This window comes from Vreelandella glaciei (genome assembly GCF_013415125.1).
Classification (GTDB): domain Bacteria; phylum Pseudomonadota; class Gammaproteobacteria; order Pseudomonadales; family Halomonadaceae; genus Vreelandella; species Vreelandella glaciei.
This window is the reverse complement of the sequence record NZ_JACCDE010000006.1, coordinates 36,594-57,769: the sequence shown is the minus strand read 5'-3', so window position 1 is coordinate 57,769 and position 21,176 is coordinate 36,594. Positions and strand designations below refer to the sequence as shown.

Genomic DNA, 21,176 nt, shown 5'->3' with positions numbered 1-21,176 from the left:
AGGTCGGATAACGCAATAGCCGCCCTTAATAGCCGAGTGCGCGACTAGCGTCTACCTGCTCGCGTAGCTCCTTGCCAGGCTTGAAGTGCGGCACATACTTGCCTTCCAGATCAACTGCATCGCCTGTTTTTGGATTGCGCCCTACCCGCGGCTCCCGGTAGTGCAGTGAAAAACTGCCGAATCCACGGATCTCAACGCGACCACCGCTAGAAAGAGAATCCGTCATATCGTCCAGGATAATACGCACCGCCGTTTCAACATCTTTGGCGGACAACTCCGGCTGACGCATCGCAATTTGTTCGATTAATTCAGATTTAGTCATCGGTTAGCTCCCTGCGAACATTGAAGGCCGTAACGCGCTTTCGACCTCACTAATATCGAATTCAGCATACTGCTCAATTCAACATAAAACAATTCAGATAAAACAAGGTTCTAGACTCATTAACAGCATAGGCGAAGGTGCGCGCTGGCGCGACCCTGTAGCTTAGGTATACTGGCCTTTCATTTTTGTAATTGGAGCGGCTGACGTTGAACGATGACAATTCCCCTGCAGCCATTTTGCGTAAGCGGCTTTACTGGCACTCCCGGCGCGGTATGTGGGAGCTTGATCTACTGCTAATTCCGTTTCTTGAGCAGCGTTTTGATCAAATTAGTGAAGCAGATCAACTGGCTTACCAGCAGTTAATCGAAGGTGAAGACCAGGATCTGTTTGTCTGGCTGATGCATCGTGAGTGGCCTGAAGAGCCCAGCCAACGGCGTATCGTACAAATGATTGTTGAGCATGCTGAAACCACCGATAATTCTGCCTATCGTACCCTCTAGATTTTGGCTGCTAGCCCAATGTGGGTTGTTTGTCGGGGTAGTGGCGCTAAGCTATTGGGTCGTGGGGACACCCGCAACTGTTGCGATAGTTGTGTTAGGCGGTGGCGTTGTTTGGCGCGGCTATCTTCATCAACCCAAAGGCGTGCTCTCGCTGACCTCGACGGCGTCACAAGTTCAAGGCCGTTGGTTGCGCGAACCACAGTCAACAGAGGCCGCACTCATGCAAGGCGAAGTGCTTGGCGAAGCACATCAGGTGCGCTGTGATTATTTAGGGCCCTGGTTAGTAGGGCTTTATGTGGGTAAGCAGCGGGTTTGGCTCTGTCCTGATAGTGCGCCCCAAGAAAGTCTGCGTGAAGTAAGGCAGTTGTTCCATCGTCCGGGCCACTAACGGTTTTTTTCTAACGCGTCTGTTAAATCGTTTATCGATAGCGCAGAGGCAATGGCTTGAGGTCGTTGGTGGGGCCAGTCGGTGGAGTAATGTAGCCCGCGTGACTCATGGCGCTGCTGAGCGGCGATAACGGTCAATAGTGCTAACTGTAAGGTCTGGTGTAAGCGCTTCCCTTCCGGGGCTTTTAGAGCGCCCTGAATCTCTTCCACGCTATTTAGCAGTGTCTTCAAGTGCTCCAGAGCAGTGCTTAGCCCGGTGGTGCTGCGCACAATGGAGACATGCTGACTCATAGTGGTGCGCATCTGTTGGCGTATATCGCTAAGTACTGCTTTAGGGAAGGTGGCGGCTGCAGCTGGGGTCGGAGGCTGAAATTCGCTACTGCTGGTCGTTAGGCCGTTTTGTTCCGCATCGGCTAACAGCGCCTGTGCACAGCTGCGGGCAAATACCAAACACTCTAATAGCGAGTTGCTGGCCATACGGTTGGCGCCATGCAGGCCCGTGCAGGCCGTTTCGCCAATGGCATATAGGTTGGCAACGTTGGTGGCGCCTTGCAGGTTGGTGGCGACACCGCCGCAGCTATAGTGGGCGGCAGGCACTACGGGAATAGCCTGCTGAGTGATATCAATACCCCGGGAGGCGCAGTGCGCCTGAATAGTGGGGAAGTGATGGTGAATTGCCTTTTCACCTAAATGACGAATATCCAACCATACGTGGCCCAGAGAGCTGCGCTGTATTTCAGCATCAATGGCGCGGGCGACGACATCTCTCGGGGCTAGCTCGGCGCGCTTATCTAGCGCCAGCATAAAACGCTCTCCCGCCTCATTGAGCAAATGTCCGCCTTCACCACGAACCGCCTCACTGATCAAAAACGCCGGGCCTTCAGGGTCAAATAGGCAGGTGGGGTGAAACTGTTGAAACTCTAGATTCATTAACCGAGCACCCAGCTCTGCGGCCATCATCATGCCTTCGCCGCTGCTAGGGGCAGGCGTGGTGGTGTGACGGTAAAGGCCGCTTGCGCCGCCAGTGGCCAATACGGTATGGCGCGCAGTAAGGGAGTGCCACTGTTGGTTAGTATCGTTGCCATAGGCGCCGTGGCAGGTACCGTGGACATCCTGTAGCAAGCCAACCACGGTTAGATCGTTGCGCTGGGTGATGTTGGGGTGCTGGGCAACGCTGTCTAATAGTGTGTCCACTACAGCACGACCGGTGGCGTCATCCGCGTGGATAATTCGCCGTGCGTTATGGCCGCCTTCACGGGTGAGGTGATACGGATAGCGTGCGGCAGGGTCGGTTTCTGGCGTAAAGGGGACGCCCTGATCAATTAACCACTGAATAGCCGCTGGACCGTGGGTGACAGTAAAGCGTACTGCCTCGACATCACAGAGACCGTCGCCAGCTATCAGGGTATCGTTAATATGGGCTTCTAGGTCGTCGTCGGGCGAAAGAACGGCGGCAATGCCCCCTTGCGCCCATCGGCTGGCGCCTTGGTCGTCTTGCGCAGGACGAACCAGCGTCACTGACCGCTGATCAGCCACTTCCAAGGCAAGGGTTAGCCCAGCGACGCCGCCGCCAATGATAAGTACATCGGATGTTGGCGTGCTCATAGCGCCCGCTCCCCCTTGATACTGACCGAAATATTACCAACCCTAAACGTCGCTAGCTTCGCCGAGCGCAAAAAAGTTAGAAGGCAGGCATCATAGCGTGCCACTTGGCGTTTAGCGATGTTTTGAGGTAAGAAATGAGTGGTGTGCGGGCTGTCAATGCGCAATGTTCGGGCACGCAAAAGAGCACAGCAAAGGGCAGCGTAAAGATAACTAATCTAGGAAGTTAAGCGTTTAAAGGGGATGAGGCTGGAGAGGTAGAGAAGCAATAGGTAATGGTGCCCGGAGCCGGACTTGAACCGGCACGGGGTTGCCCCCGAGAGATTTTAAGTCCTTATTGACGTCTTTGAATAACTTTTATGTATCAAGATTAGTTGCTAAATTACAGTGCCTTGCATATCATTAGTCCCTAGGTTGTATGCGTAGCTTTGAGTAAGACTGCTACATATTAGATACATATTTTGCTAGGGGCTTGTCTGAAATGAGTAAGCTAAAGCTAACCAAAACCGTCGTTGAGAAATTGCAGCCCGTTGAAGATAAGCAAGTCGTTTATTGGGATAGCGATATTGTTGGTTTTGGCGTCCGCGTCTCTCCTGGTGGCTCTCGTGCCTTTTTCTACCAAGGGCGTCTGAACGGCAAAATTAAGAAAATCACCATCGGGAAGCTTGGGCGTATTACCGCCGAGGCAGCACGCAAAGATGCCAAGCGCATTCAATCTATGATGGAGCTAGGCCAAGACCCTAGCCCATCAAAAGAAAAGACTCAGGAGTCAGCCACGTTTGGCGACTTAATGAGTGCTTATGTGGAATTGCTAGAGCAGCAAGGGAAAATGTCAGCGCGCAATGTCAAAAACCAGATTGCACGCGATATTGAAAAAGCTTTCCCGAAGCTATGGGGAAAGCCTGCCACCAATATGACGCTAGATGATTGCATGAGCATCGTTGGCCGTCTCAAAGATGAAGATAAACCCCGCCAAGCCGACAAAATACGCTCTTACATACGCACAGCATTTAGTGAAGCAATCAACGCTCGTGGCGATGTCAACATGCCCGCATCTATGCGGAGGCTAAACATTACCTTCAATCCAGCACGCGATATGCGAAAGGTTAAAGGTTCTAGCAACGCCAAAGATAGAGCGCTAACACTCGCAGAGTTCAGAGCTTATTGGCGTCGTGTAAAAGCTTTGCCCGAGCCGCATCGCTCGCTTGCCATGCTGCACGTTTTGACCGGAGGGCAGCGCCAGCAACAGCTAACCCGCGTGACGCTACACGATATAGATCGTGATGCACCTAGTATGCAGATACTGGACTACAAAGGGCGTCGTACTGAACCCCGTATACACGTAATCCCGCTTTTACCCGAGTCATTGAGCGCTATAGATCGCATCACCGGAGGCGGGGAGTACGTCTTCTCCTGCACTGGTGGTGAAAAGCCTATTCATAACGTCTTTTTGAATGACATTGTGAAGCGCATACGCACCGATATGGGAAAGGCGGGGGAGTTAGAAAAGGGGCATTTTACTGCCGGTTCTATACGTGCGACTGTAGAAACGAGGCTGATAGCCAAACCCTATCGAGTAGGTTCGGACGTATTAGGACAGCTATTAAGTCACGGGACTGGCGGGGTTCAGCAACGCCACTATCAACACCACAACTTTTTTGATGAAAAGCTTGATGCCCTCGAGAAACTTCAACGCATGGTAGAGGGGCAGCCGGAGCCTAGCGGTCAGGTGATTGAGTTTAAGAGGGCTAGCGCATGATGACTGATGATCAGGTGCAGGTCATTGATAGAGTTAGGGAATATTTACGCGTACAGCTTTCTGACTTTAGCAAAGAAAAGTCAGAAAAAATGGCTGTTCACTATTTCATTAGGAATGCCGGAACTCGAACTGTATACCCTGATGGTAAAGGTTACTCTGTTAACGAAGTTACAGGGGAGCACGCTGCTCATTTGGTTAAATTAGCAAAGGAAGATCGGTGTGCTTGGGAGGCAGCTAAAAAGCTCGCAGGTATTTTGTTAAAAGAAAACCGTCTCGAATGCCCCGAGTTGCGTTTATTCGCTGCTGATGTGTTGCTTGATAAGTTTCCCAAGCCTACCACAAAGAGCGCATGGGCGAATATTTCGAAAGATTTTCCAATAGCACTTGCTGTTTACATGCTTGAGCGTGATGCGGGCATTCCACCATATAGAAACGATGAGACAGAGCACAGAAATAATGGGCTAGAAATTGTTGCAAGAATGGTTACAGGTTTGGGTTTTTCACTAAATCCTAGAAACTGCAAAGGTATTTGGGAGCGTTGGGGAGATCACATTAAGTATGTGAAAAAGGAAGGCCCCTTTTACTTTTTAAGTGATGATAATGATCTTCATTTTAGAAAAAGCAATGTTCCCAAATAAAGGTAAGAGGTATTTTTGTCCATGCTGATAAGATAAACATGCAATTAAATAGGTATACCTTTTAGCAAATAACAGGTATACCCTAATGAAAGATACTTACTTAGAATCAACTAACTTCAACGGCGGACAACTACCCCCAGAGTCCGCTGTAATACTTCCCCGCTTAATGAACCAGCGCGACCTTGCCGCCTATCTTGGCAAGTCTACAGCGTGGTGTGAGCGCGCTCGCTGGGCTGGTGAAGGCCCCAGATTCATCAAACTAGGCCGTCATGTACGGTATCGCGCTGATGATGTACTTGCTTGGATAGATGAGAGCACTCGCACTTCTACCAGTGGAGGCGCGCGCTCATGATTGATCCAAAGAAAAACCCCGCATCGGCTGCAACCGGCTGCGAGGCTCAAGATAAGTATTCCGAAAACCATAATAGCCGCTGTCCCCTGTTTCCTGCAAATGGAAATTACGCTAATCATTGCCGTGCCGTTTTAGGCTGCCTTCTCCCTGGTAGGAAAGTCGATCAATTCAGTTATCACGCTGAAACCGGCCTACCACTTGTTGACTACCGCACACGCATTTCTAACTTGCGCCTTGAGTATCACTGGCCGATTGATGATGAGTTTCACGATACATTTGATTTCAATGGTGAGCCGCGCCGGGTTAAGCGGTATTGGTTAAATCAAGATGCCATGTCCCTGCTGTTTAAGCGTTACCCAGGCTTTAAAGATCGTTGCGCGATGTTTATGGAGCAGGATAAGCAGGGAGGGCGTAAAGATGGCTGATACGCTTTTGGATGTTGCTATCAACAGGGAGCCTTATGCTCCCTATATTCCAAGTCTTGAAGAATTGCCCCAAGGCGATATTGATGGTGTACCGCTAACATCCCTGCCTATCTGGTGTGCATGGAAGATTAAGCCGCCAAGAAAAGAGGGAGATAAGCCCGGAAAAGTTCCGGTATCACCAAGGGATGGCAGGACTAAAGGTTGGTCTTTGAAAGATGGGGATGGAGTGTCCCGCTGCAACCTAGATTTTTTTGATACTGCCGAACAAGCTATTCAATATGCCAATCAACATCGGTTACAGGGTATAGGCATTGCCACCAATCGGGAGTATGGGATTGCCGGTGGAGATCCAGACCATAGCCGTAACCCCGAAACCGGCGAAATGTCAGAGCGCGCCCGTGAAATTATCTTATCAGCGAATACTTATGCGGAGGTATCACCTGGACAGGCTGGCTATCGGTTTATCTTCATTGGTTCGTTTGGTGGCTTTACAGGCAACCGTGACGATTTAGAATTTTACGAAGATGGGCGCTTTCTCACTATTACAGGCGATCATGTGGAGGGAACGCCGCGCAGAATTATGGAGCGTGATTTAACTGAATTGGGTAAGAAGCACTTTCCATTGGATTCAGCTAAGCCGACAAAGCCTAAAACAGCTCGAACCGATCAGCCTGATTTAACTGAAAAGCCACCATCGAGGGAGAAGGTAGACCTTGATAGCCTAATGCTACCGAAGCATGTGGAAGAGTGGATTAAGTACGGGATAGCAGACCCAAGCTTAGACCGTTCAAATTGTTTGTTTGGTGCGGCAATCGAATTATTGAAAGCTGGTGTTAGTGAAAGCCAAACCGCTGACATTTTGACTGCTCCCGAACATGGGATTCATGTTGTTGCTCTTGAGCATTCCGCTGGCTCACACACAGCCGCGCGACGATGGGTTGAGCGCTACACACTGCCCGAGGCTAGAAAGCGCGCAGAAGAGGCTAATGGTGGCTCACTGCCAGCACCAAAGCGCGCTTATATGGAATTGCTAACTGATGCCCAAAATATGGATGAGTTTACCCCGCCGGATGAGGTGAAAGACTTGGCGAGGGAAGCTGGTTCTATGGAGCGTTTAACGCGCGAGATGGTACTCAGGGCAATCAAAAAATCAACAGGGCTAAATATCAGTGACCTTCGCGCAATAACAAAAGAAGCGAAGCGAACAAGCATGAAGCCCGAAGGTGTAAGCAAAGCAAAGCGCCATATTCGCCCAATGATGATCGACTTTTTCCCCGACATTGTGACGGATGAAGAAGGCGAACCAGTTAGGGCGCTGCAAACCATCCCCAATATTGCGGCGATGCTAGATCATTATGGGATTCAGGTCAGTTATGACGTTATCGCCAAGAAAGTGAAGGTCATCGTGCCAGGTGCCAGCGGTTCACCCGACAATGCTGACAATAGCGCTTTGAGTAGCGTCATTAGCCTAGCCAAGCTGAATGAAATCCCTACAGATCAAGTCCCCGCGTTTATTGCCACCATCGCGGATGAGCGGCAGCATAACCCCGTAGCGGATTGGATCACTGGCGCGACATGGGATGGTCAAGATCGTTTGCCCCAGCTATATCAAACCCTGGTTCTCGCTGATGGCTACCCTGCCTCAATGCGTGACTTATTAGTTAGGCGTTGGCTGATAAGTGCCGTAGCTGCCGCGCTAATGCCGCGAGGCTTTAGAACCCGAGGCGTGTTGACCCTACAAGGGCCGCAATCTATCGGCAAATCAGATTGGCTCAAGTCACTTGTTAGCGATGTGCAGCTAAGAGAAACGGCTATCAAAGTGGATCACCTTTTAGACCCAGCTAATAAAGATTCTGTGCTTGGCGCTATCACGCATTGGCTGGTGGAGCTGGGCGAATTAGATGGCAGTTTCCGCAAGGCTGATGTTGCTCGTATTAAAGGGTTTATCACCGCCGACATGGATAAGGTTCGTCGCCCGTATGACCGATTAGAGTCTGAATATCAGCGCCGAACCGTCTTCTTTGCCAGTGTTAACGATAGCCAATTTTTAGTCGATGAAACTGGCAACACTCGCTTTTGGACAGTAGCGGTTGAGCGTATCAATTCCCTACACGGTATTGATATGCAACAAGTATGGGCGCAAGTCGTGGAGCTATGGCGCTCTGGCGAGAAATGGTGGCTTACTCGTGATGAAGAAACCGAGCTAGAAAAGCTTAACCGTGGTCATCGAGTCGTTAGCAGTATCCGCGAGCTGGTAGAGACAGGGCTGGCTTGGGAGTCTCCTGCTAATTATTGGGAGAGAAGGACAGCCAGCGAGGTGTTAAAAACTATCGGCTTTGATAAACCCACCAATGCGCAGGCGAGGGAGGCTGGTGCCGTGCTACGTGAGCGCGGTTGTAATTCTCGGATGTCTAATGGCGTCACAAAATTTATGGTGCCTAAACCTATGGTAAGCGGCTTTGCCAGCCTAGGTTAGAGTCGCCCTACACGTTGCCCACCACCTTGACACTCACACCCGGCCAGTCGTGCCGGGTTTTTTATTGCGGTTTGAGTAGGGGAGGGTAGGGCATAGGCTCGAATTTAGGGTTGCCCTACAAGCTGCCCTACGTGCCATAAAGTCCGTGGTTGTGAGGTTTCTGGCGAAGTGAGTAGGTCAAAGTAGGTCTAAATAACAACATTAGGGAGAGAAAATAAAAGAAGTAGTTTTTAGTTAATGGGTATATGTTTTTTCCCAGTTGGTCAGTATGGGATTTTGCCCTACCCCACCTACTTTGCCCTACTTGATGCTGTAATTCTCCTCTCCCTCAATTGGTGGAAATTAATTCCATTTTACGGCGAAACATAAAGCCCAATAAAGCACCCGTACCCCTATTATTCATCACTTTGTCAGTTCATGGGGATATATAGTCTCCTTAAAAGCTATTCAAGTTACTGTTATATAGTAATTATTTAATATGCTAGTAAAATATGTAGCAGATAGGAAGCATTTACCCCTAAGTTAGGCCACCGATATGAGCAAGCAAAGCACCGTTCCGAACAGATACCGCGCCGGTTTTATTGACGCACTGGACGCTCGCACGTCGATTGCGCAGGAGATGCGCGCAAGGTATGCCGAGGTCGTTAGCGACTTGGGTGGCGAGGCGTCTATTGGGTACGTCAAGCGCGGGATCATCGAACGGTATTTGTGGGCTGAGTATTGGCTGCGAACGCAGGAGCGGCAGCTAGCAGAGGGTAATGAGATCGACATAGGGAAATACGTGCAAGCGAGCAATAACATCGTCGCTTTGAGTAACAAACTAGGACTGGAGCGCGTTCAGCGGGAGGTGAGTTTGAGCGACTACCTAGCCAAGCGGGAGGGCAGCTAATGAGCGTCACTATCCGCGATGCCATGACAGATCCGGCCTTGTTTGGTGGTCAATTCAGTGGCGATTCATTTAAGGCATGGCGTGCATTACTGGCAGGCTTTTACGGTCTACCGCTAGTTGGTGACGAACATGCGGCATGGCGTCGTATTACCCGCCGCCAAGCGCCCACAACGCCCGCTGAGGAGTTATGGCTGGTAGTTGGTCGTCGTGGTGGTAAGTCGCAAGCAGCGGCCTTGCTGGCAGTGTTTGAGGCAGCCTTTCAAGACTACACCGACCGGCTAAGCCCTGGTGAGGTGGCGACCATTGCAGTGCTAGCTCAAGACAGAAAAGCTGCCCGGTCTGTTTTCCGGTATATCACCGGCCTACTTCACAGTAACCCGATGCTGCAAGCGCTTATCGTGCGTGAAGATCGGGAGAGTATCGAGCTATCGAACCGAACCGCCATTGAAGTGACGACCGCTAGTTTCAGATCCACACGCGGCTACACGTTCGCTTGTGTGATTGCCGACGAAATAGCGTTCTGGCGTTCAGACGATGCCGCAAACCCTGATAAGGCCATTCTGTCAGCCGTTCGCCCAGGCATGGCAACGCTTAACGGCAAATTGATTGCACTGTCATCGCCATACGCCCGCAAGGGTGAGCTTTTCGAGCACCACAAGCGCTACTTCGGGAAAAACGACAGCGGCATCCTTGTGGCGCAAGCGCCTAGCCTTACCATGAATCCAACGTTACCAAAGCGTGTGGTAGAGCGTGCGTATGAGCGGGATGATGCTTCGGCAAAGGCTGAATACGGTGCCGAGTTCCGGTCTGATGTGGAGAGCTTTGTTAGCCTGGAAGCTGTAGAGGGATGCGTTATCCCAGGCCGCATTGAGTTACCGCCCGTATCTGGAATTCAGTACAACGCCTTCACCGACCCTTCCGGCGGATCGGTTGATTCATGGACGCTCGCTATTACCCACCGCGAAGATGACAACGTGGTACTTGATGCGATGCGCAGCCGCAAGCCACCGTTTAGCCCTGCTGGTGTGGTCGCTGAGTTTGCCGACCTGCTGAAATCCTACGGTATTCGCACCGTGACAGGTGACCGATACGGCGGGCAATTTCCAAAAGAATTATTCGACCAGCACGGCATTACCTACGAAGTAGCAGACCGCCCGCGTAGTGACTTATACCGCGACACACTGCCCCTATTAAACAGCGAGCGCGTAGAGCTGCTGGACAGTAAGCAGCTAGTTAAAGAGTTCGTTTCCCTTGAGCGCCGCACGGCTCGCAGTGGCAAAGATTCAATCGACCATCCCCCAGGCCAGCATGACGACCTTTGCAACAGTGTTGCCGGTGCCATCGTGAGTGCCAGCGGCAAAAAAACCAGCGGGCCAGCGATGCTTTTGCCGTCTCGCTACGCCAATAGGATGCGCCGCCATGGATAACCTGCTGAACCTCCCCGCCGATGCGCCTGCACACCAAGCATGGCTAGAGCTATGGCGTCTTGGTTTTAGTATTCCCCACCCGACAGACACCCAACAAACCGCCGCGCAGTGGCTCACTGCGTTGGCACTGACTGACAGCCTTTTGAAAAAGATTTACCTCACTGCAACCGAGGCCCAGGAGGGCCAAACCGTATGAATAAGCAATTTGTAACCAACGTTGTACCCACCGACGACCAGAAAAACGCCGCACTGGAAAAGATGGCATCCGTTGTTGCCGAGGCGCTGCTACCGGAAATTAAGAAGTACGTTGACCAGCGTTTGAACGATGCAGGCGTTAGCGCTGCTGGTGGCGATATGGCTGCCAACCTTTCCCAGTACATGCCGCCGCCCGCTGATGATGACCGCTGGAATACGTTACCCGATGGCGATGCACCGCGAGCAAGTAATGGTCGCAAGATGCCGTCTTCACTCACTGACTTGTATGAGCTACCGGATTAAGGCCACTGCCATGATGATTCCTATTACCAAGGAACAGCGGGACAACGCCGAGCGGGAACAAATGGAGGCGCTGCTGGCGTCTCTATCCGAACGGCTAACTACCCACTTCACGGGCCAGCTTTCCCAGGCAGGCCACAACATTGCGCTACTGGTGGCCCAACTTGACCGCCCAAACGCGACATTACATTGAGGTATGACAACGTGATTGATTTAACCGATTCACCCCAGATTGAACGCGCCAATGAGTTACTAGCCGACCCCACCGCTAGTGTCGATGCCCTACAAGCCGCGCAGCGCGGTATCAGTGACCAGATGCGGGAAGTGCAGGCACAGCCACGCATTGAACCGGCCATGGCTACCAGCGTTGCCGAGCATAAGCGCATGACTGCCGAGCTTGAGCAGCAAGGCGTTTTCTCCGGCATTCTAAGCCGCTTATACGGTCGTCTAAACGATGCCATTCAACGTGCTGTAGCGCGTGATGCTATCGACGGTGCCGACCAGTCGCGTAAAGACCTGGCTAAAGCGCTCGACACCCTGGAAACGGCCCAACGTAAAGCAGATGCTGCACGCGCTGAGGTAATGGCTCACACCAAAAACATGCAGCGCGATAAATCCGCCGCCGGTCTAAACGGCAAAGGCAAAGTAGGTGCCACGGTTGAGCAGGTGGAGCGCATCATTGCCGCCGGTGCATTCGATGCACGGATGGGCGAGCAAACCAGTATTAACGGGCTACGCCTAAAAATTCAGATCGACGGCGGCCAGCCAGCGGTTGAGACACGTTATGTTGATCACGGCGCGAAGGATGCGGGGCCGGTCAATGTCACCCAGGCTGAGCGCGTCTAAACGTGGAGCCGGTAACGCTGGATTGTGATGCGAGCCTAGAGCCGGGGCCAAGCGCCCCGCTCGATATTATGGAGCACGCAATGCGTTGTGGTGACATATGGGCCGCAGCATTAAAGATTTACTTTAATGATGCCAAGTCAGCATGGAAAGGCCATAAACAAGCCGATTGGGAAAGCCTTGATGATTTGCTTGGCGACCAGCGTTTATTAGCTAACTTATGTCGCCCGATTGACGTAGACCCGCAGCTAGTGGCAAGTGCCATGCGAGATGAGCTGTCATTGCTCGAAATAAACAGTAAGGCTAACTATAAGGGGTGGGAGGTAAATATTTGAGATAAGAGATTTCTACAAGCAGAAATGGTGCGGGTGGACGGACTCGAACCGTCACGGCCAATGGCCTCAAGATTTTAAGTCTTGTGTGTCTACCTATTCCACCACACCCGCAAGGTGCTACATAAGAGCTACATATTTTTTATCGGATGTAGCAACTAGATGTTTTAAAAGACTTTATTCTCATTTTGAGAGGATTTTAAGTCTCTTGCGTCTACCGATTTCGCCATCCGGGCAAAACATCGTAATGCTGTTTTAAGAAGAGATCTTTAAAACATCACTACTACACAAAGATGGAGGCTGGAGTCGGAATCGAACCGGCGTACACGGAGTTGCAGTCCGCTGCATAACCACTCTGCCATCCAGCCTCAAGAGTCGTTGGAGCGGGAAAGGAGATCCGACCGGGCTGACGTTCCAGCTCACGACCTTTTCATGCTTTACCACGCTATCCAAGTTGGAGCGGGAAAGGAGATTTGAACTCCCGACCCTCGCCTTGGCAAGGCGATGCTCTACCACTGAGCTATTCCCGCTCGACTCGAGGGCGAATTATACGGATCACCGTCAGCTTGTCAATCAATGAATTGGCGCGTGTTCCTTATTTACTTATCAGCAGCTTACATTGAGCGGCTAAGATGTGGCCAGGCGGCTTTCAAGTACTGGATCATAGACCATAACGTGAGAATAGCAGCGGCATAGAGCACCATAATCCCTAACAGCGCAAATTCGTGCGCTGGTGGAAGCGCCAGCAAGATTAGCAGTGACACCATTTGTAGTGTTGTTTTCAATTTGCCTACCCAAGACACGGCCACCATGCCACGCTTACCCATTTCGGCCATCCATTCACGCAGCGCCGAAATGACAATTTCACGACCAATAATCACCAGTGCAGGGAGCGTGAGTACCAGAGTGTCATAGCGCTCTATTAATAGCGCCAGGGCCACGACGACCATAAGTTTGTCGGCCACCGGATCTAGAAAAGCGCCAAATGGCGTTGACTGATTCCAGCGCCGCGCTAAATAGCCGTCCAGCCAGTCGGTGACGGAGGCTAACGCAAATAGGCCAGCCGCTATAGGCATGCTCCAACTGAAGGGCAGATAAAACAGCACCACTAGCAGCGGAATAAAGGCGATTCTCGCCAGTGTCAGTATGTTGGGTATATTCATCGCAGGGTGCGATCCTTGCCGGAAAATCAGAGGATTCGAAGTGTCTGGCGCTTATTCTATCCCCCTTGGCCGATAGCATCTATGCCAAGAGGCGGTTTATCCATTGAGCGCGCGGTAAATGCACTCAGCTAGCGAGGCATTAATACCTGGAACGCGGGCGAGTTCATCGCGGCTAGCCTTTTGTACACCCTGCAGACCGCCAAAGAAGCGCAGCAGCTCACGCCTGCGCTTGGGGCCGATGCCAGGAATATCCTGAAGTGTCGAGGTGCGTCTCGCTTTATCGCGTTGGGCGCGGTGGCCAGCAATGGCAAAACGGTGTGACTCATCGCGAATGTGTTGGATTAAATGCAGGGCTGGTGAGGCCGGATCCAAATCAAGCGGATTGTCTGCTGTTTCCAAAAACAGGCTTTCAAGCCCCGCTTTACGCGTGGTGCCTTTGGCGACGCCCAAGAGAATAATATTGGTGATCTCAAGCGCTTTAAACACCTCACGTGCCATGTTGAGCTGCCCTTTGCCACCGTCAACGATCAATATGTCGGGGGCCACCGCTTCGCCACTTTTCACCCGCTTAAGGCGCCGTGTGAGCGCTTGCTGCATGGCGGCGTAGTCATCACCTGCGGCCACCCCTTCAATGCGGAAATGGCGGTAGTCGCTTTTACGTGGGCCTTGATGATCAAACACCACGCAAGAAGCAACCGTCGCTTCCCCATGACTGTGACTAATATCAAAACACTCTAGGCGTTGAGGCGTTTCTTCCAAGCCAAGTGCTTTCTGTAGTGCGGTAAAGCGCTGAGTCAGCTGCGTTTGATTGGCAAGCTGCGACGCCAATTGCTGTTCCGCGTTGGTAATCGCAAGCTGTTGCCACTGGGCGCGGTGGCCGCGGACTTGGCTGGTGACGCGGATGCGCTTACCCGCCTGCTGCGTCAACGCTTCGGCAATCAGCTCACTATCGTCGAGTGGGTGGCTGGTAATGACTTCGCTAGGAACGTTATGCGGTTGACCAAAATAATATTGGCTGACGACTTCAGTGAGCAGCGTTTCTAGTGGCAGATCCAGATCGTTTTTTGGCGTATGATGTCGTGCCCCCAGGAGGCGTCCGTCGCGAACGCTGAGAACAGAAACGCCAAGCGCGCCGGGTCGCTGTGCCAGGGCGAAAATATCGGCATCACCACCGCCTGTATCGACAAACTGACGCTGTTGAAGCTGGCGTAGCTGCTGAACTTGATCGCGAAGACGAGCGGCTTCCTCAAAGTTAAGCGCTTGGCTGGCCCTCTCCATTGCCTCCATCAATTCTTGGGTGACATTTTCACTTTTGCCTTCCAAGCACATCACCGCATGTTCAACATCGCGCTGGTAATCCTCGGCGGAAATATAGTCGACGCAAGGAGCACTACAGCGCTGAATTTGATACTGCAAGCAGGGGCGCGAACGGTGCGCAAACACGCTGTCTTCGCAGTTTCGGATATGAAATATTTTTTGCATCAGCGCTAGGCTTTCTCGTACAGCACCACTGCTGGGGTAAGGGCCTAAATAGCGACCGTCGTCGCTACGTTGACGAGCGCGTTTATACTCAAGTGCCGGGTAAGGGTGGCGGTCGGTGACAAAGACAAAGGGGTAGGACTTATCATCGCGCAACAAAATGTTGTAGGGCGGACGCAATTGCTTGATTAGCGTCTGTTCGAGCAACAGGGCTTCAGTTTCAGTTCGCGTCACGGTGACCTGGACGTCGGCGATACGTCCGACCATGGCCTGGGTTTTAGTATTCAGCTGGCCACGAAAATAGCTGGCAAGGCGCGCTTTTAAGCGCTTGGCTTTGCCCACATAGAGCGTGTTGCTTTGTTCATCAAGCATGCGATAAACACCAGGAGAGGTACTTACCGAGCTTAAGAACTGTTTTGCATCAAAGGTCATATCAGCCTGTCGGTACCCGATAACAGCAGAGGAAATTGAGTTATATCTGGGCGACGTCAAACCCCTCGACTAACCCGTGGCGGAGCGCTAAATGAGTGAGCTCAACGTCAGTAGCAATCTTTAGTTTATCAAACAGTCGATAGCGATAGGTATTTACTGTTTTAGGGCTTAAGTGCAGGCGATCTGAGATGTCTTGCACGCGTTGGCAGTTAACAATCATTAGGGCAATCTGTAGCTCACGGTGGGAGAGGTGGCTAAACGGATTATCCTCATTGGTAAAGTGTGAAAGGGCTAAGCGTTGCGCAATTTCCTGGCTGACATAACGCCTACCATGAAATACTTGGCGTATGGCGTCGGTCATCTCTATTGTGTCCGCGCCTTTGCTTAAAAATCCTGAGGCACCGGCTTCCAGCATGCGACGCAGTACGCTGTCTTCCATGTGCGCGGTCAGGATCAATACCTTGACGTCCTTCATCGAGCGGTGAATGCGGCGCGTGGCTTCCAGCCCGCCGATGCCCGGCATGCGGATATCCATTAGCACAATGTCGGGCTTCAAATGGCGACACTGTGTCACTGCACTTTCACCGTCGTCGACCTCGCCCACAATTTTCATGTCACACTCTTCGTTTAGCAGGTGCGCAATGCTGGTTCTTACTAAATGATGATCATCGGCGATAAGTACACTGATCAATGGACAGGCTCCTGCATGGAAACATCGTGGGCTCAGGCGTTGGTCTTGTACACTATTTTATATTGCTGACTGCATATCTTGCTAACTACATGTAGAGTGCCACAGCTGGCGACAAAGGAGAATTAGACAACGCTGATGGTTCAAAACTTGACCGAGGTAAATGTTCATCGTAGTATCCGCCTCGCTGTCGAAAAGAGCAGCATGTGGGGCCTTAGCTCAGCTGGGAGAGCGCAACACTGGCAGTGTTGAGGTCAGCGGTTCGATCCCGCTAGGCTCCACCAAGATTATAGAAAAAGCCTCGTTGATTAAACGAGGCTTTTTTCGTCTTCCGTAAAGATTACTCAGCAACCTTGCCCAGTAGCAAAAATTCGATCAGCGCTTTTTGTGCATGTAGACGGTTACCGGCTTCCTGCCAAACAACGGCGCGGCGGTCATCAAGCAGCGTCTGGCTGATTTCTTCGCCGCGATGTGCTGGTAGGCAGTGCAGGAACAGTACCTCTTGATTCGCCTGATCAAGCATCGCTTCGGTTACCTGGAAACCAGCGAAATCCGCCTCTCGTTTGGCCTGTTCTTCTTCCTGGCCCATGGAGGCCCAGACATCGGTGGTGATCAGGTCGGCATCTTTGACCGCTGCCTGCGGGTCATGCAGCAATGTTATCTGGTCACCAGCGGCCGCCATGATGTCGGCGCGTGGCTCGTAGCCTTTCGGGCAGCATATGCGCAAATGAAAACCGAACTGACGGGCCGCATTGATCCAGGAGTGGCACATGTTATTGCCATCACCAATCCATACTGCCGTGTGGCCCTTTACGCTGCCGCGTAGCTCGGTCCAGGTCATTATGTCGGCGAGCAACTGGCAGGGGTGATAGTCATCACTCAGGGCGTTAATAACCGGCACGCTGCTGGCGTTGGCGTAGGTCTCCAGGCCTGCGTGGGAAAAGGTGCGGATCATTACCGCATCGACCATTTCCGACAGTACGCGAGCGGTATCTTCAATCGGCTCGCCGCGGCCTAGTTGGGTGTCGCGAGGGGAGAGAAATAGCGCGTGACCACCAAACTGTGCCATACCCGTTTCGAATGAAACTCGCGTACGTGTTGACGATTTTTCAAAGATCATCGCCAGGGTGCGGTTGGGTAAGGGTGTATAAACAGGGCCTTGGGCTTTAAGGTTGGTCTTGATGGTAATGGCGCGCTGGATCAAATAATCCAGCTCATCCGGGGTCAAATCCAACAACGTCAGGAAATGGCGTGTCGCCATAAGAGCTTCTCTCCGCGCAAAAACACTATCCTAGCTATGCAGCAGGGGATGCGCAACGCGAACGGCATGCGTAGAATGCCAATGACATGTTAAAGCTGAGCGCTCTACTCAGGTACTATTCTTAAGCACTAGTCTCAAGTACTAATTACCAGGGCTGGTACAAGGGCTAGGTTCAAGAACTAGGTTCTAGGGTCTGGTTCGAGGGTTAAGCCAAGTAGATGAGTGAGAGGGCATCGGTCATCAATAAGCGAGGAAATAGTATGAGCACCACTGCCGAAAACATTCAGCGTCAAATTAGCGAAAACCCGATTCTGATTTACATGAAAGGATCGCCCCAGTTGCCCCAGTGCGGCTTTTCCGCCCAGACCGTTCAAGCGTTGATGAGCTGCGGTGAGCGCTTTGCGTTCGTTAATATCCTGGATAATCCGGATATTCGCGCTGAACTGCCCAAAATTGCTAACTGGCCGACATTCCCTCAAGTATGGGTGGAAGGCGAACTAGTGGGTGGCTGTGACATCGTGATTGAGATGCATCAGAACGGCGAACTGGAAAAACTAGTAAAAGCAGCTGCCGAGCGCGCTGGCGCTGCTGAGGGTGGTGACAACGCTTAAGTGTTGTTGAGCACTCCGCCCTAAGCGGTTGGCGGGCTATGGTGCAACCGCTAGAATGACACATTGTTATGCACCGTGGCACTTACCTTGCGCTGTCTTCAGCGCGAGGTAAGTTAGCCCGCTGAAGGAAGTACAGCTTCATGAGCTATCAGGTTCTGGCCCGCAAGTGGCGACCCCGCACATTCCACGAACTCGTTGGTCAGACCCATGTTCAACGCGCCTTGGTAAATGCCCTTGACCAGGGGCGTTTGCATCATGCGTATCTCTTTACAGGTACCCGTGGGGTGGGTAAAACCACCTTGGCGCGCATACTCGCTAAATGTTTGAATTGCACGGCCAACGGGCGCGGCGATGAGGGCATTACCTCTACCCCCTGTGGGCAGTGCGATAGCTGCCAAGCCATTGATGAAGGACGCTTTGTTGATCTGATTGAGGTCGATGCAGCTTCTAGAACCAAGGTGGAAGATACCCGCGAGCTACTCGATAACGTTCAGTACGCGCCGACCCAAGGGCGCTACAAGGTGTACCTGATTGATGAGGTGCACATGCTCTCCACCAGCAGCTTTAATGCGCTGCTGAAAACGCTGGAAGAGCCGCCTCCTCACGTTAAATTCCTACTAGCGACCACCGATCCGCAAAAGTTGCCGCCGACGGTGCTTTCGCGCTGCCTGCAATTTACCCTCAAGCATATGCCGCCTGAGCGCGTCGTAGAGCATCTCACTTACGTACTAGGGGAAGAGGGTGTTGCATTTGATGAGAGCGCGTTGTGGCTGCTGGGTAAAGCGGCCGAAGGTTCAATGCGCGATGCCATGAGCCTGACCGACCAAGCTATCGCGTTTGGTCAGGGGGCGGTTCGCCATGCGGATGTGGCTGCCATGCTGGGCACCTTGGATCATCGTCATATTCTTGGCCTGGCAGAAGCCCTGGCCGATGTGGATGTGCAGCGCTTACTGGCCGAAGTGGCTGAGTTGGCAGAACAAGGCCCCGACTTTGCTGCGGTGCTGGATGAACTTTCCAGCCTTCTGCACCGCTTAGCGGTGGCGCAAATGGTGCCGGACGCTGTCGATAACAGCCACGGTGACCGCGATGTTATCCTGCAGCTAGCGAGCCGCTTTACCGCTGAGGACATTCAGCTCTATTACCAAATCGGTATTCAGGGCCGTGGGGATATGGTGCACGCGCCGGATCTGCGCAGCGCCTTGGAGATGACGCTGCTGCGCATGCTGGCGTTTCGTCCTCAAGGCGTGCCTAAACCGCCACGTACGCCGCTGCCCCTGCGCCGCGAGCCTACAGGTAAGGCAGCGTCAGAAATGAATGCTCACGTTCCCGCGCCGGCCACGGTTTCATCAGCGCCGGCGCCCACCCCAGAAACGACAACAACGCCTGACGTTCAGTCCATTTCAGAAGAGCAGCCCACGCCAGAAGCGCAGTCAGAACCCCAAGCCGAGCCCCAGACCCCACCTGCCGCTAAAGAGGGGGCGCCGTTGCAAGAGCTCCCTCCTTGGGTTGTCGAGAATGAAACACCATCGTTAGAGGTTAGCGCGCCTCAGCAAGGCCCAGAGCCAGCGGCTATGGTTGAGCCAGTGCCTGTCGCGGAATCAACAGCAGCGCCGGAACCGGTTTCGTCGCCAGCGCCTGAGTTGGCAACTGATCCTGCTCCTGCGCAGGAGGAACCTGCTTCGGTAGCCCCGACTGGTAGGCTGGACAACGCAAAATGGTTGCAATGCTTTGATGCACTCGGGCTGGGTGGTTTGACGCGTAACCTGGCAGGCAACTGTCTAGTGGAGAGTGATGATGGCACGCTGCTGACCCTTCGCCTGGACCCCAGCCAGGAGGCCATGCAGGCGGAGGTGCACCAAACACGTATTGAGCGGGCGCTGAAAGAGCAGGGCATGTCGCGGCGAATAGCGTTTTACGTGGCTGAGTTGTCTAATAGCCTGGAAACACCCCGGCAGCGCGAAGAGCGGCTTAATCAAGAGCGCCATGCCCAGGCGGTTGATCTACTCAATCACGACCCCCATGTACAGAAATTACAGCAGGCGTTTGGGGCAAAGCTGATAGAATCCAGCGTTAAGCCAGCCGATGAAATGCGCTAAGCTGTCTCACATATCATCGCAATACCGACCTATCTTTTAACCACGTTGGAGACTAGACCATGCTTAAAGGTGGAATGGGCAACTTGATGAAACAAGCCCAAGAGATGCAAGAAAAAATGCAGCAAGCCCAGGAAGAAGTCGCCAAAGCCGAAGTGCAGGGCGAGGCGGGTGCCGGTATGGTCAAGGTCACGATGAATGGTCGGCACGACGTATCAAACGTGACCATTGACCCCAGCGTTATGGAAGAAGACAAAGAGCTTTTGGAAGATTTGTTAGCCGCGGCAGTCAACGATGCGGTGCGTAAATTGGAAGTTAGCTCTAAACAGAAAATGGAAGAAGCGACCGCTGGCTTGAGCCTTCCGCCCGGCTTTAAGATGCCGTTCTAAGCAATGCGTTTTTCTCCTCTCGTTGAGCAGTTGATGGATGCTTTTCGCGTACTGCCAGGCGTTGGGCCTAAAACGGCTCAACGCATGGCGATGCACCTGCTTGAGCGTGAACGCCCAGGGGGGCAGCGGCTCGCTGCAGTTATTCAACAAGCCATTGAAGAAGTGGGCTATTGTCAACGTTGCCGCACGCTCACTGAAGCCGACATCTGCATGCTGTGCGAAAGCCTACGCCGCGATGATGCGTTGCTGTGTGTGGTGGAGTCACCTGCCGATCAATTAGCGATTGAAGAGGCCGGAGGCTTTAAAGGCCGCTACTTTGTACTGCACGGTCACCTTTCGCCGTTAGATGGCATTGGCCCAGAATCGATTGGTTTGGATTTGTTAGAAGCACGTGTCGCCGAAGGGCTCGTCGAAGAAGTGGTGTTGGCGACGAACCCTACTATCGAGGGGGAGGCGACAGCTCACTATATTGCCTCACAGTTAGCAGAATATGGCGTCAAACTCTCGCGGCTTGCCTATGGCGTCCCGATGGGCGGTGAGCTGGAGTATGTTGATGGCGGCACCTTGAGTCGCGCGTTTAATGGTCGCCTGCCTTTTGCCAGCGAATAAGCCT

At 52.5% G+C, this 21,176-nt stretch carries 24 protein-coding genes and 4 tRNA genes; 19 read left to right on the top strand and 9 right to left on the bottom strand.

What is annotated here, in order from left to right; all coding sequences use genetic code 11:
* Positions 1 to 25 precede the first annotated feature (25 nt).
* Entirely contained in the window at positions 26 to 322 is a 297-nt protein-coding gene (locus HZS80_RS05915; protein ID WP_007113226.1) for an integration host factor subunit beta, read from the bottom strand.
* A gap of 206 nt (positions 323 to 528) precedes the next feature.
* On the opposite strand from HZS80_RS05915, the gene HZS80_RS05910 reads away from it, so the two are divergent.
* Positions 529 to 822, top strand: coding sequence for an FAD assembly factor SdhE (locus HZS80_RS05910; protein WP_035566626.1), 294 nt, complete (start codon positions 529 to 531; stop codon positions 820 to 822).
* On the top strand, positions 782 to 1,210 hold the full coding sequence (locus HZS80_RS23395) for a hypothetical protein (protein ID WP_235272394.1): 429 nt from the start codon (positions 782 to 784) through the stop codon (positions 1,208 to 1,210). The genes HZS80_RS05910 and HZS80_RS23395 overlap by 41 nt, the downstream gene beginning before the upstream one ends.
* Here the strand turns inward: HZS80_RS23395 and nadB are convergent.
* Positions 1,207 to 2,814 (bottom strand): L-aspartate oxidase, encoded by a 1,608-nt coding sequence (gene nadB, locus HZS80_RS05900; RefSeq protein ID WP_035566623.1) that lies wholly within the window; start codon positions 2,812 to 2,814, stop codon positions 1,207 to 1,209. The two genes, HZS80_RS23395 and nadB, sit on opposite strands and share 4 nt — an antisense overlap.
* A gap of 478 nt (positions 2,815 to 3,292) precedes the next feature.
* On the opposite strand from nadB, the gene HZS80_RS05895 reads away from it, so the two are divergent.
* The 12 genes from HZS80_RS05895 (at position 3,293) to HZS80_RS05845 (ending at position 12,450) form a co-directional block, all read left to right on the top strand.
* A complete protein-coding gene (locus tag HZS80_RS05895; RefSeq protein WP_179915431.1) occupies positions 3,293 to 4,570 on the top strand; it encodes a tyrosine-type recombinase/integrase in 1,278 nt (425 codons plus the stop codon).
* Positions 4,567 to 5,208: a hypothetical protein gene (locus HZS80_RS05890; protein ID WP_179915430.1), complete on the top strand. Its 642-nt coding sequence runs from the start codon at positions 4,567 to 4,569 to the stop codon at positions 5,206 to 5,208. The genes HZS80_RS05895 and HZS80_RS05890 overlap by 4 nt, the downstream gene beginning before the upstream one ends.
* Before the next feature lie 85 nt (positions 5,209 to 5,293).
* Entirely contained in the window at positions 5,294 to 5,560 is a 267-nt protein-coding gene (locus HZS80_RS24070) for a helix-turn-helix transcriptional regulator (RefSeq protein ID WP_422822356.1), read from the top strand.
* The gene (locus HZS80_RS05885) at positions 5,557 to 5,985 is read left to right on the top strand and encodes a hypothetical protein (protein WP_179915429.1); all 429 of its coding nucleotides are present in this window, start codon (positions 5,557 to 5,559) and stop codon (positions 5,983 to 5,985) included. Before HZS80_RS24070 ends, HZS80_RS05885 begins: the two co-directional genes overlap by 4 nt.
* Positions 5,978 to 8,461 carry a VapE domain-containing protein gene (locus HZS80_RS05880; RefSeq protein WP_179915428.1) on the top strand — a complete coding sequence of 828 codons (2,484 nt, stop codon included), beginning with the start codon at positions 5,978 to 5,980 and terminating at the stop codon, positions 8,459 to 8,461. The genes HZS80_RS05885 and HZS80_RS05880 overlap by 8 nt, the downstream gene beginning before the upstream one ends.
* A 535-nt stretch (positions 8,462 to 8,996) precedes the next feature.
* A complete protein-coding gene (locus tag HZS80_RS05875; protein WP_179915427.1) occupies positions 8,997 to 9,350 on the top strand; it encodes a hypothetical protein in 354 nt (117 codons plus the stop codon).
* Positions 9,350 to 10,777 (top strand): hypothetical protein, encoded by a 1,428-nt coding sequence (locus HZS80_RS05870; RefSeq protein WP_179915426.1) that lies wholly within the window; start codon positions 9,350 to 9,352, stop codon positions 10,775 to 10,777. Before HZS80_RS05875 ends, HZS80_RS05870 begins: the two co-directional genes overlap by 1 nt.
* The gene (locus HZS80_RS05865) at positions 10,770 to 10,973 is read left to right on the top strand and encodes a hypothetical protein (protein ID WP_179915425.1); all 204 of its coding nucleotides are present in this window, start codon (positions 10,770 to 10,772) and stop codon (positions 10,971 to 10,973) included. The genes HZS80_RS05870 and HZS80_RS05865 overlap by 8 nt, the downstream gene beginning before the upstream one ends.
* Positions 10,970 to 11,275, top strand: coding sequence for a hypothetical protein (locus tag HZS80_RS05860; protein ID WP_179915424.1), 306 nt, complete (start codon positions 10,970 to 10,972; stop codon positions 11,273 to 11,275). The genes HZS80_RS05865 and HZS80_RS05860 overlap by 4 nt, the downstream gene beginning before the upstream one ends.
* 10 nt (positions 11,276 to 11,285) lie before the next feature.
* The gene (locus tag HZS80_RS05855; protein WP_179915423.1) at positions 11,286 to 11,465 is read left to right on the top strand and encodes a hypothetical protein; all 180 of its coding nucleotides are present in this window, start codon (positions 11,286 to 11,288) and stop codon (positions 11,463 to 11,465) included.
* An 11-nt stretch (positions 11,466 to 11,476) separates the two neighbouring features.
* Positions 11,477 to 12,118: a hypothetical protein gene (locus HZS80_RS05850; RefSeq protein WP_179915422.1), complete on the top strand. Its 642-nt coding sequence runs from the start codon at positions 11,477 to 11,479 to the stop codon at positions 12,116 to 12,118.
* An 80-nt stretch (positions 12,119 to 12,198) separates the two neighbouring features.
* Complete coding sequence (locus HZS80_RS05845; RefSeq protein ID WP_179915421.1) at positions 12,199 to 12,450, top strand: hypothetical protein; 252 nt, start codon at positions 12,199 to 12,201, stop codon at positions 12,448 to 12,450.
* A 25-nt stretch (positions 12,451 to 12,475) separates the two neighbouring features.
* Here HZS80_RS05845 and HZS80_RS05840 read toward each other — a convergent pair.
* From HZS80_RS05840 to uvrY, 6 genes are all read right to left on the bottom strand, one after another.
* Positions 12,476 to 12,561: transfer RNA gene (locus HZS80_RS05840), tRNA-Leu, on the bottom strand.
* 180 nt (positions 12,562 to 12,741) lie between these two features.
* Positions 12,742 to 12,815: transfer RNA gene (locus tag HZS80_RS05835), tRNA-Cys, on the bottom strand.
* 87 nt (positions 12,816 to 12,902) lie between these two features.
* A tRNA-Gly gene (locus tag HZS80_RS05830) sits at positions 12,903 to 12,977 on the bottom strand.
* A gap of 84 nt (positions 12,978 to 13,061) precedes the next feature.
* A complete protein-coding gene (gene pgsA, locus HZS80_RS05825; RefSeq protein ID WP_035566621.1) occupies positions 13,062 to 13,610 on the bottom strand; it encodes a CDP-diacylglycerol--glycerol-3-phosphate 3-phosphatidyltransferase in 549 nt (182 codons plus the stop codon).
* A 96-nt stretch (positions 13,611 to 13,706) separates the two neighbouring features.
* Positions 13,707 to 15,521, bottom strand: a complete 1,815-nt coding sequence (gene uvrC / locus HZS80_RS05820; RefSeq protein WP_035566619.1) for an excinuclease ABC subunit UvrC — start codon at positions 15,519 to 15,521, stop codon at positions 13,707 to 13,709.
* A gap of 40 nt (positions 15,522 to 15,561) precedes the next feature.
* The gene (gene uvrY, locus HZS80_RS05815) at positions 15,562 to 16,212 is read right to left on the bottom strand and encodes a UvrY/SirA/GacA family response regulator transcription factor (RefSeq protein ID WP_035566617.1); all 651 of its coding nucleotides are present in this window, start codon (positions 16,210 to 16,212) and stop codon (positions 15,562 to 15,564) included.
* 205 nt (positions 16,213 to 16,417) lie between these two features.
* Here uvrY and HZS80_RS05810 point away from each other — a divergent pair.
* Positions 16,418 to 16,493: transfer RNA gene (locus tag HZS80_RS05810), tRNA-Ala, on the top strand.
* Positions 16,494 to 16,549: 56 nt separating this feature from the next.
* Here HZS80_RS05810 and argF read toward each other — a convergent pair.
* On the bottom strand, positions 16,550 to 17,470 hold the full coding sequence (argF, locus tag HZS80_RS05805) for an ornithine carbamoyltransferase (RefSeq protein WP_035566615.1): 921 nt from the start codon (positions 17,468 to 17,470) through the stop codon (positions 16,550 to 16,552).
* A 260-nt stretch (positions 17,471 to 17,730) separates the two neighbouring features.
* On the opposite strand from argF, the gene grxD reads away from it, so the two are divergent.
* From grxD to recR, 4 genes are all read left to right on the top strand, one after another.
* Complete coding sequence (gene grxD / locus HZS80_RS05800; RefSeq protein WP_035566613.1) at positions 17,731 to 18,081, top strand: Grx4 family monothiol glutaredoxin; 351 nt, start codon at positions 17,731 to 17,733, stop codon at positions 18,079 to 18,081.
* 140 nt (positions 18,082 to 18,221) lie between these two features.
* Complete coding sequence (gene dnaX / locus HZS80_RS05795) at positions 18,222 to 20,177, top strand: DNA polymerase III subunit gamma/tau (RefSeq protein ID WP_035566610.1); 1,956 nt, start codon at positions 18,222 to 18,224, stop codon at positions 20,175 to 20,177.
* Positions 20,178 to 20,236: 59 nt separating this feature from the next.
* Complete coding sequence (locus HZS80_RS05790) at positions 20,237 to 20,563, top strand: YbaB/EbfC family nucleoid-associated protein (RefSeq protein WP_035566609.1); 327 nt, start codon at positions 20,237 to 20,239, stop codon at positions 20,561 to 20,563.
* Positions 20,564 to 20,566: 3 nt separating this feature from the next.
* Positions 20,567 to 21,172 carry a recombination mediator RecR gene (recR, locus tag HZS80_RS05785; RefSeq protein ID WP_008959529.1) on the top strand — a complete coding sequence of 202 codons (606 nt, stop codon included), beginning with the start codon at positions 20,567 to 20,569 and terminating at the stop codon, positions 21,170 to 21,172.
* Positions 21,173 to 21,176 lie beyond the last annotated feature (4 nt).

Bases quoted from the DNA above. Each gene is read 5' to 3' on its own strand.
- HZS80_RS05915 (WP_007113226.1), bottom strand. From the start codon at position 322: ATGACTAAATCTGAATTAATCGAACAAATTGCGATGCGTCAGCCGGAG.
- HZS80_RS23395 (WP_235272394.1), top strand. From the start codon at position 782: ATGCTGAAACCACCGATAATTCTGCCTATCGTACCCTCTAGATTTTGG.
- nadB (WP_035566623.1), bottom strand. From the start codon at position 2,814: ATGAGCACGCCAACATCCGATGTACTTATCATTGGCGGCGGCGTCGCT.
- HZS80_RS05895 (WP_179915431.1), top strand. From the start codon at position 3,293: ATGAGTAAGCTAAAGCTAACCAAAACCGTCGTTGAGAAATTGCAGCCC.
- HZS80_RS05890 (WP_179915430.1), top strand. From the start codon at position 4,567: ATGATGACTGATGATCAGGTGCAGGTCATTGATAGAGTTAGGGAATAT.
- HZS80_RS24070 (WP_422822356.1), top strand. From the start codon at position 5,294: ATGAAAGATACTTACTTAGAATCAACTAACTTCAACGGCGGACAACTA.
- HZS80_RS05885 (WP_179915429.1), top strand. From the start codon at position 5,557: ATGATTGATCCAAAGAAAAACCCCGCATCGGCTGCAACCGGCTGCGAG.
- HZS80_RS05880 (WP_179915428.1), top strand. From the start codon at position 5,978: ATGGCTGATACGCTTTTGGATGTTGCTATCAACAGGGAGCCTTATGCT.
- HZS80_RS05875 (WP_179915427.1), top strand. From the start codon at position 8,997: ATGAGCAAGCAAAGCACCGTTCCGAACAGATACCGCGCCGGTTTTATT.
- HZS80_RS05870 (WP_179915426.1), top strand. From the start codon at position 9,350: ATGAGCGTCACTATCCGCGATGCCATGACAGATCCGGCCTTGTTTGGT.
- HZS80_RS05865 (WP_179915425.1), top strand. From the start codon at position 10,770: ATGGATAACCTGCTGAACCTCCCCGCCGATGCGCCTGCACACCAAGCA.
- HZS80_RS05860 (WP_179915424.1), top strand. From the start codon at position 10,970: ATGAATAAGCAATTTGTAACCAACGTTGTACCCACCGACGACCAGAAA.
- HZS80_RS05855 (WP_179915423.1), top strand. From the start codon at position 11,286: ATGATGATTCCTATTACCAAGGAACAGCGGGACAACGCCGAGCGGGAA.
- HZS80_RS05845 (WP_179915421.1), top strand. From the start codon at position 12,199: ATGCGTTGTGGTGACATATGGGCCGCAGCATTAAAGATTTACTTTAAT.
- pgsA (WP_035566621.1), bottom strand. From the start codon at position 13,610: ATGAATATACCCAACATACTGACACTGGCGAGAATCGCCTTTATTCCG.
- uvrC (WP_035566619.1), bottom strand. From the start codon at position 15,521: ATGACCTTTGATGCAAAACAGTTCTTAAGCTCGGTAAGTACCTCTCCT.
- argF (WP_035566615.1), bottom strand. From the start codon at position 17,470: ATGGCGACACGCCATTTCCTGACGTTGTTGGATTTGACCCCGGATGAG.
- grxD (WP_035566613.1), top strand. From the start codon at position 17,731: ATGAGCACCACTGCCGAAAACATTCAGCGTCAAATTAGCGAAAACCCG.
- dnaX (WP_035566610.1), top strand. From the start codon at position 18,222: ATGAGCTATCAGGTTCTGGCCCGCAAGTGGCGACCCCGCACATTCCAC.
- HZS80_RS05790 (WP_035566609.1), top strand. From the start codon at position 20,237: ATGCTTAAAGGTGGAATGGGCAACTTGATGAAACAAGCCCAAGAGATG.
- recR (WP_008959529.1), top strand. From the start codon at position 20,567: ATGCGTTTTTCTCCTCTCGTTGAGCAGTTGATGGATGCTTTTCGCGTA.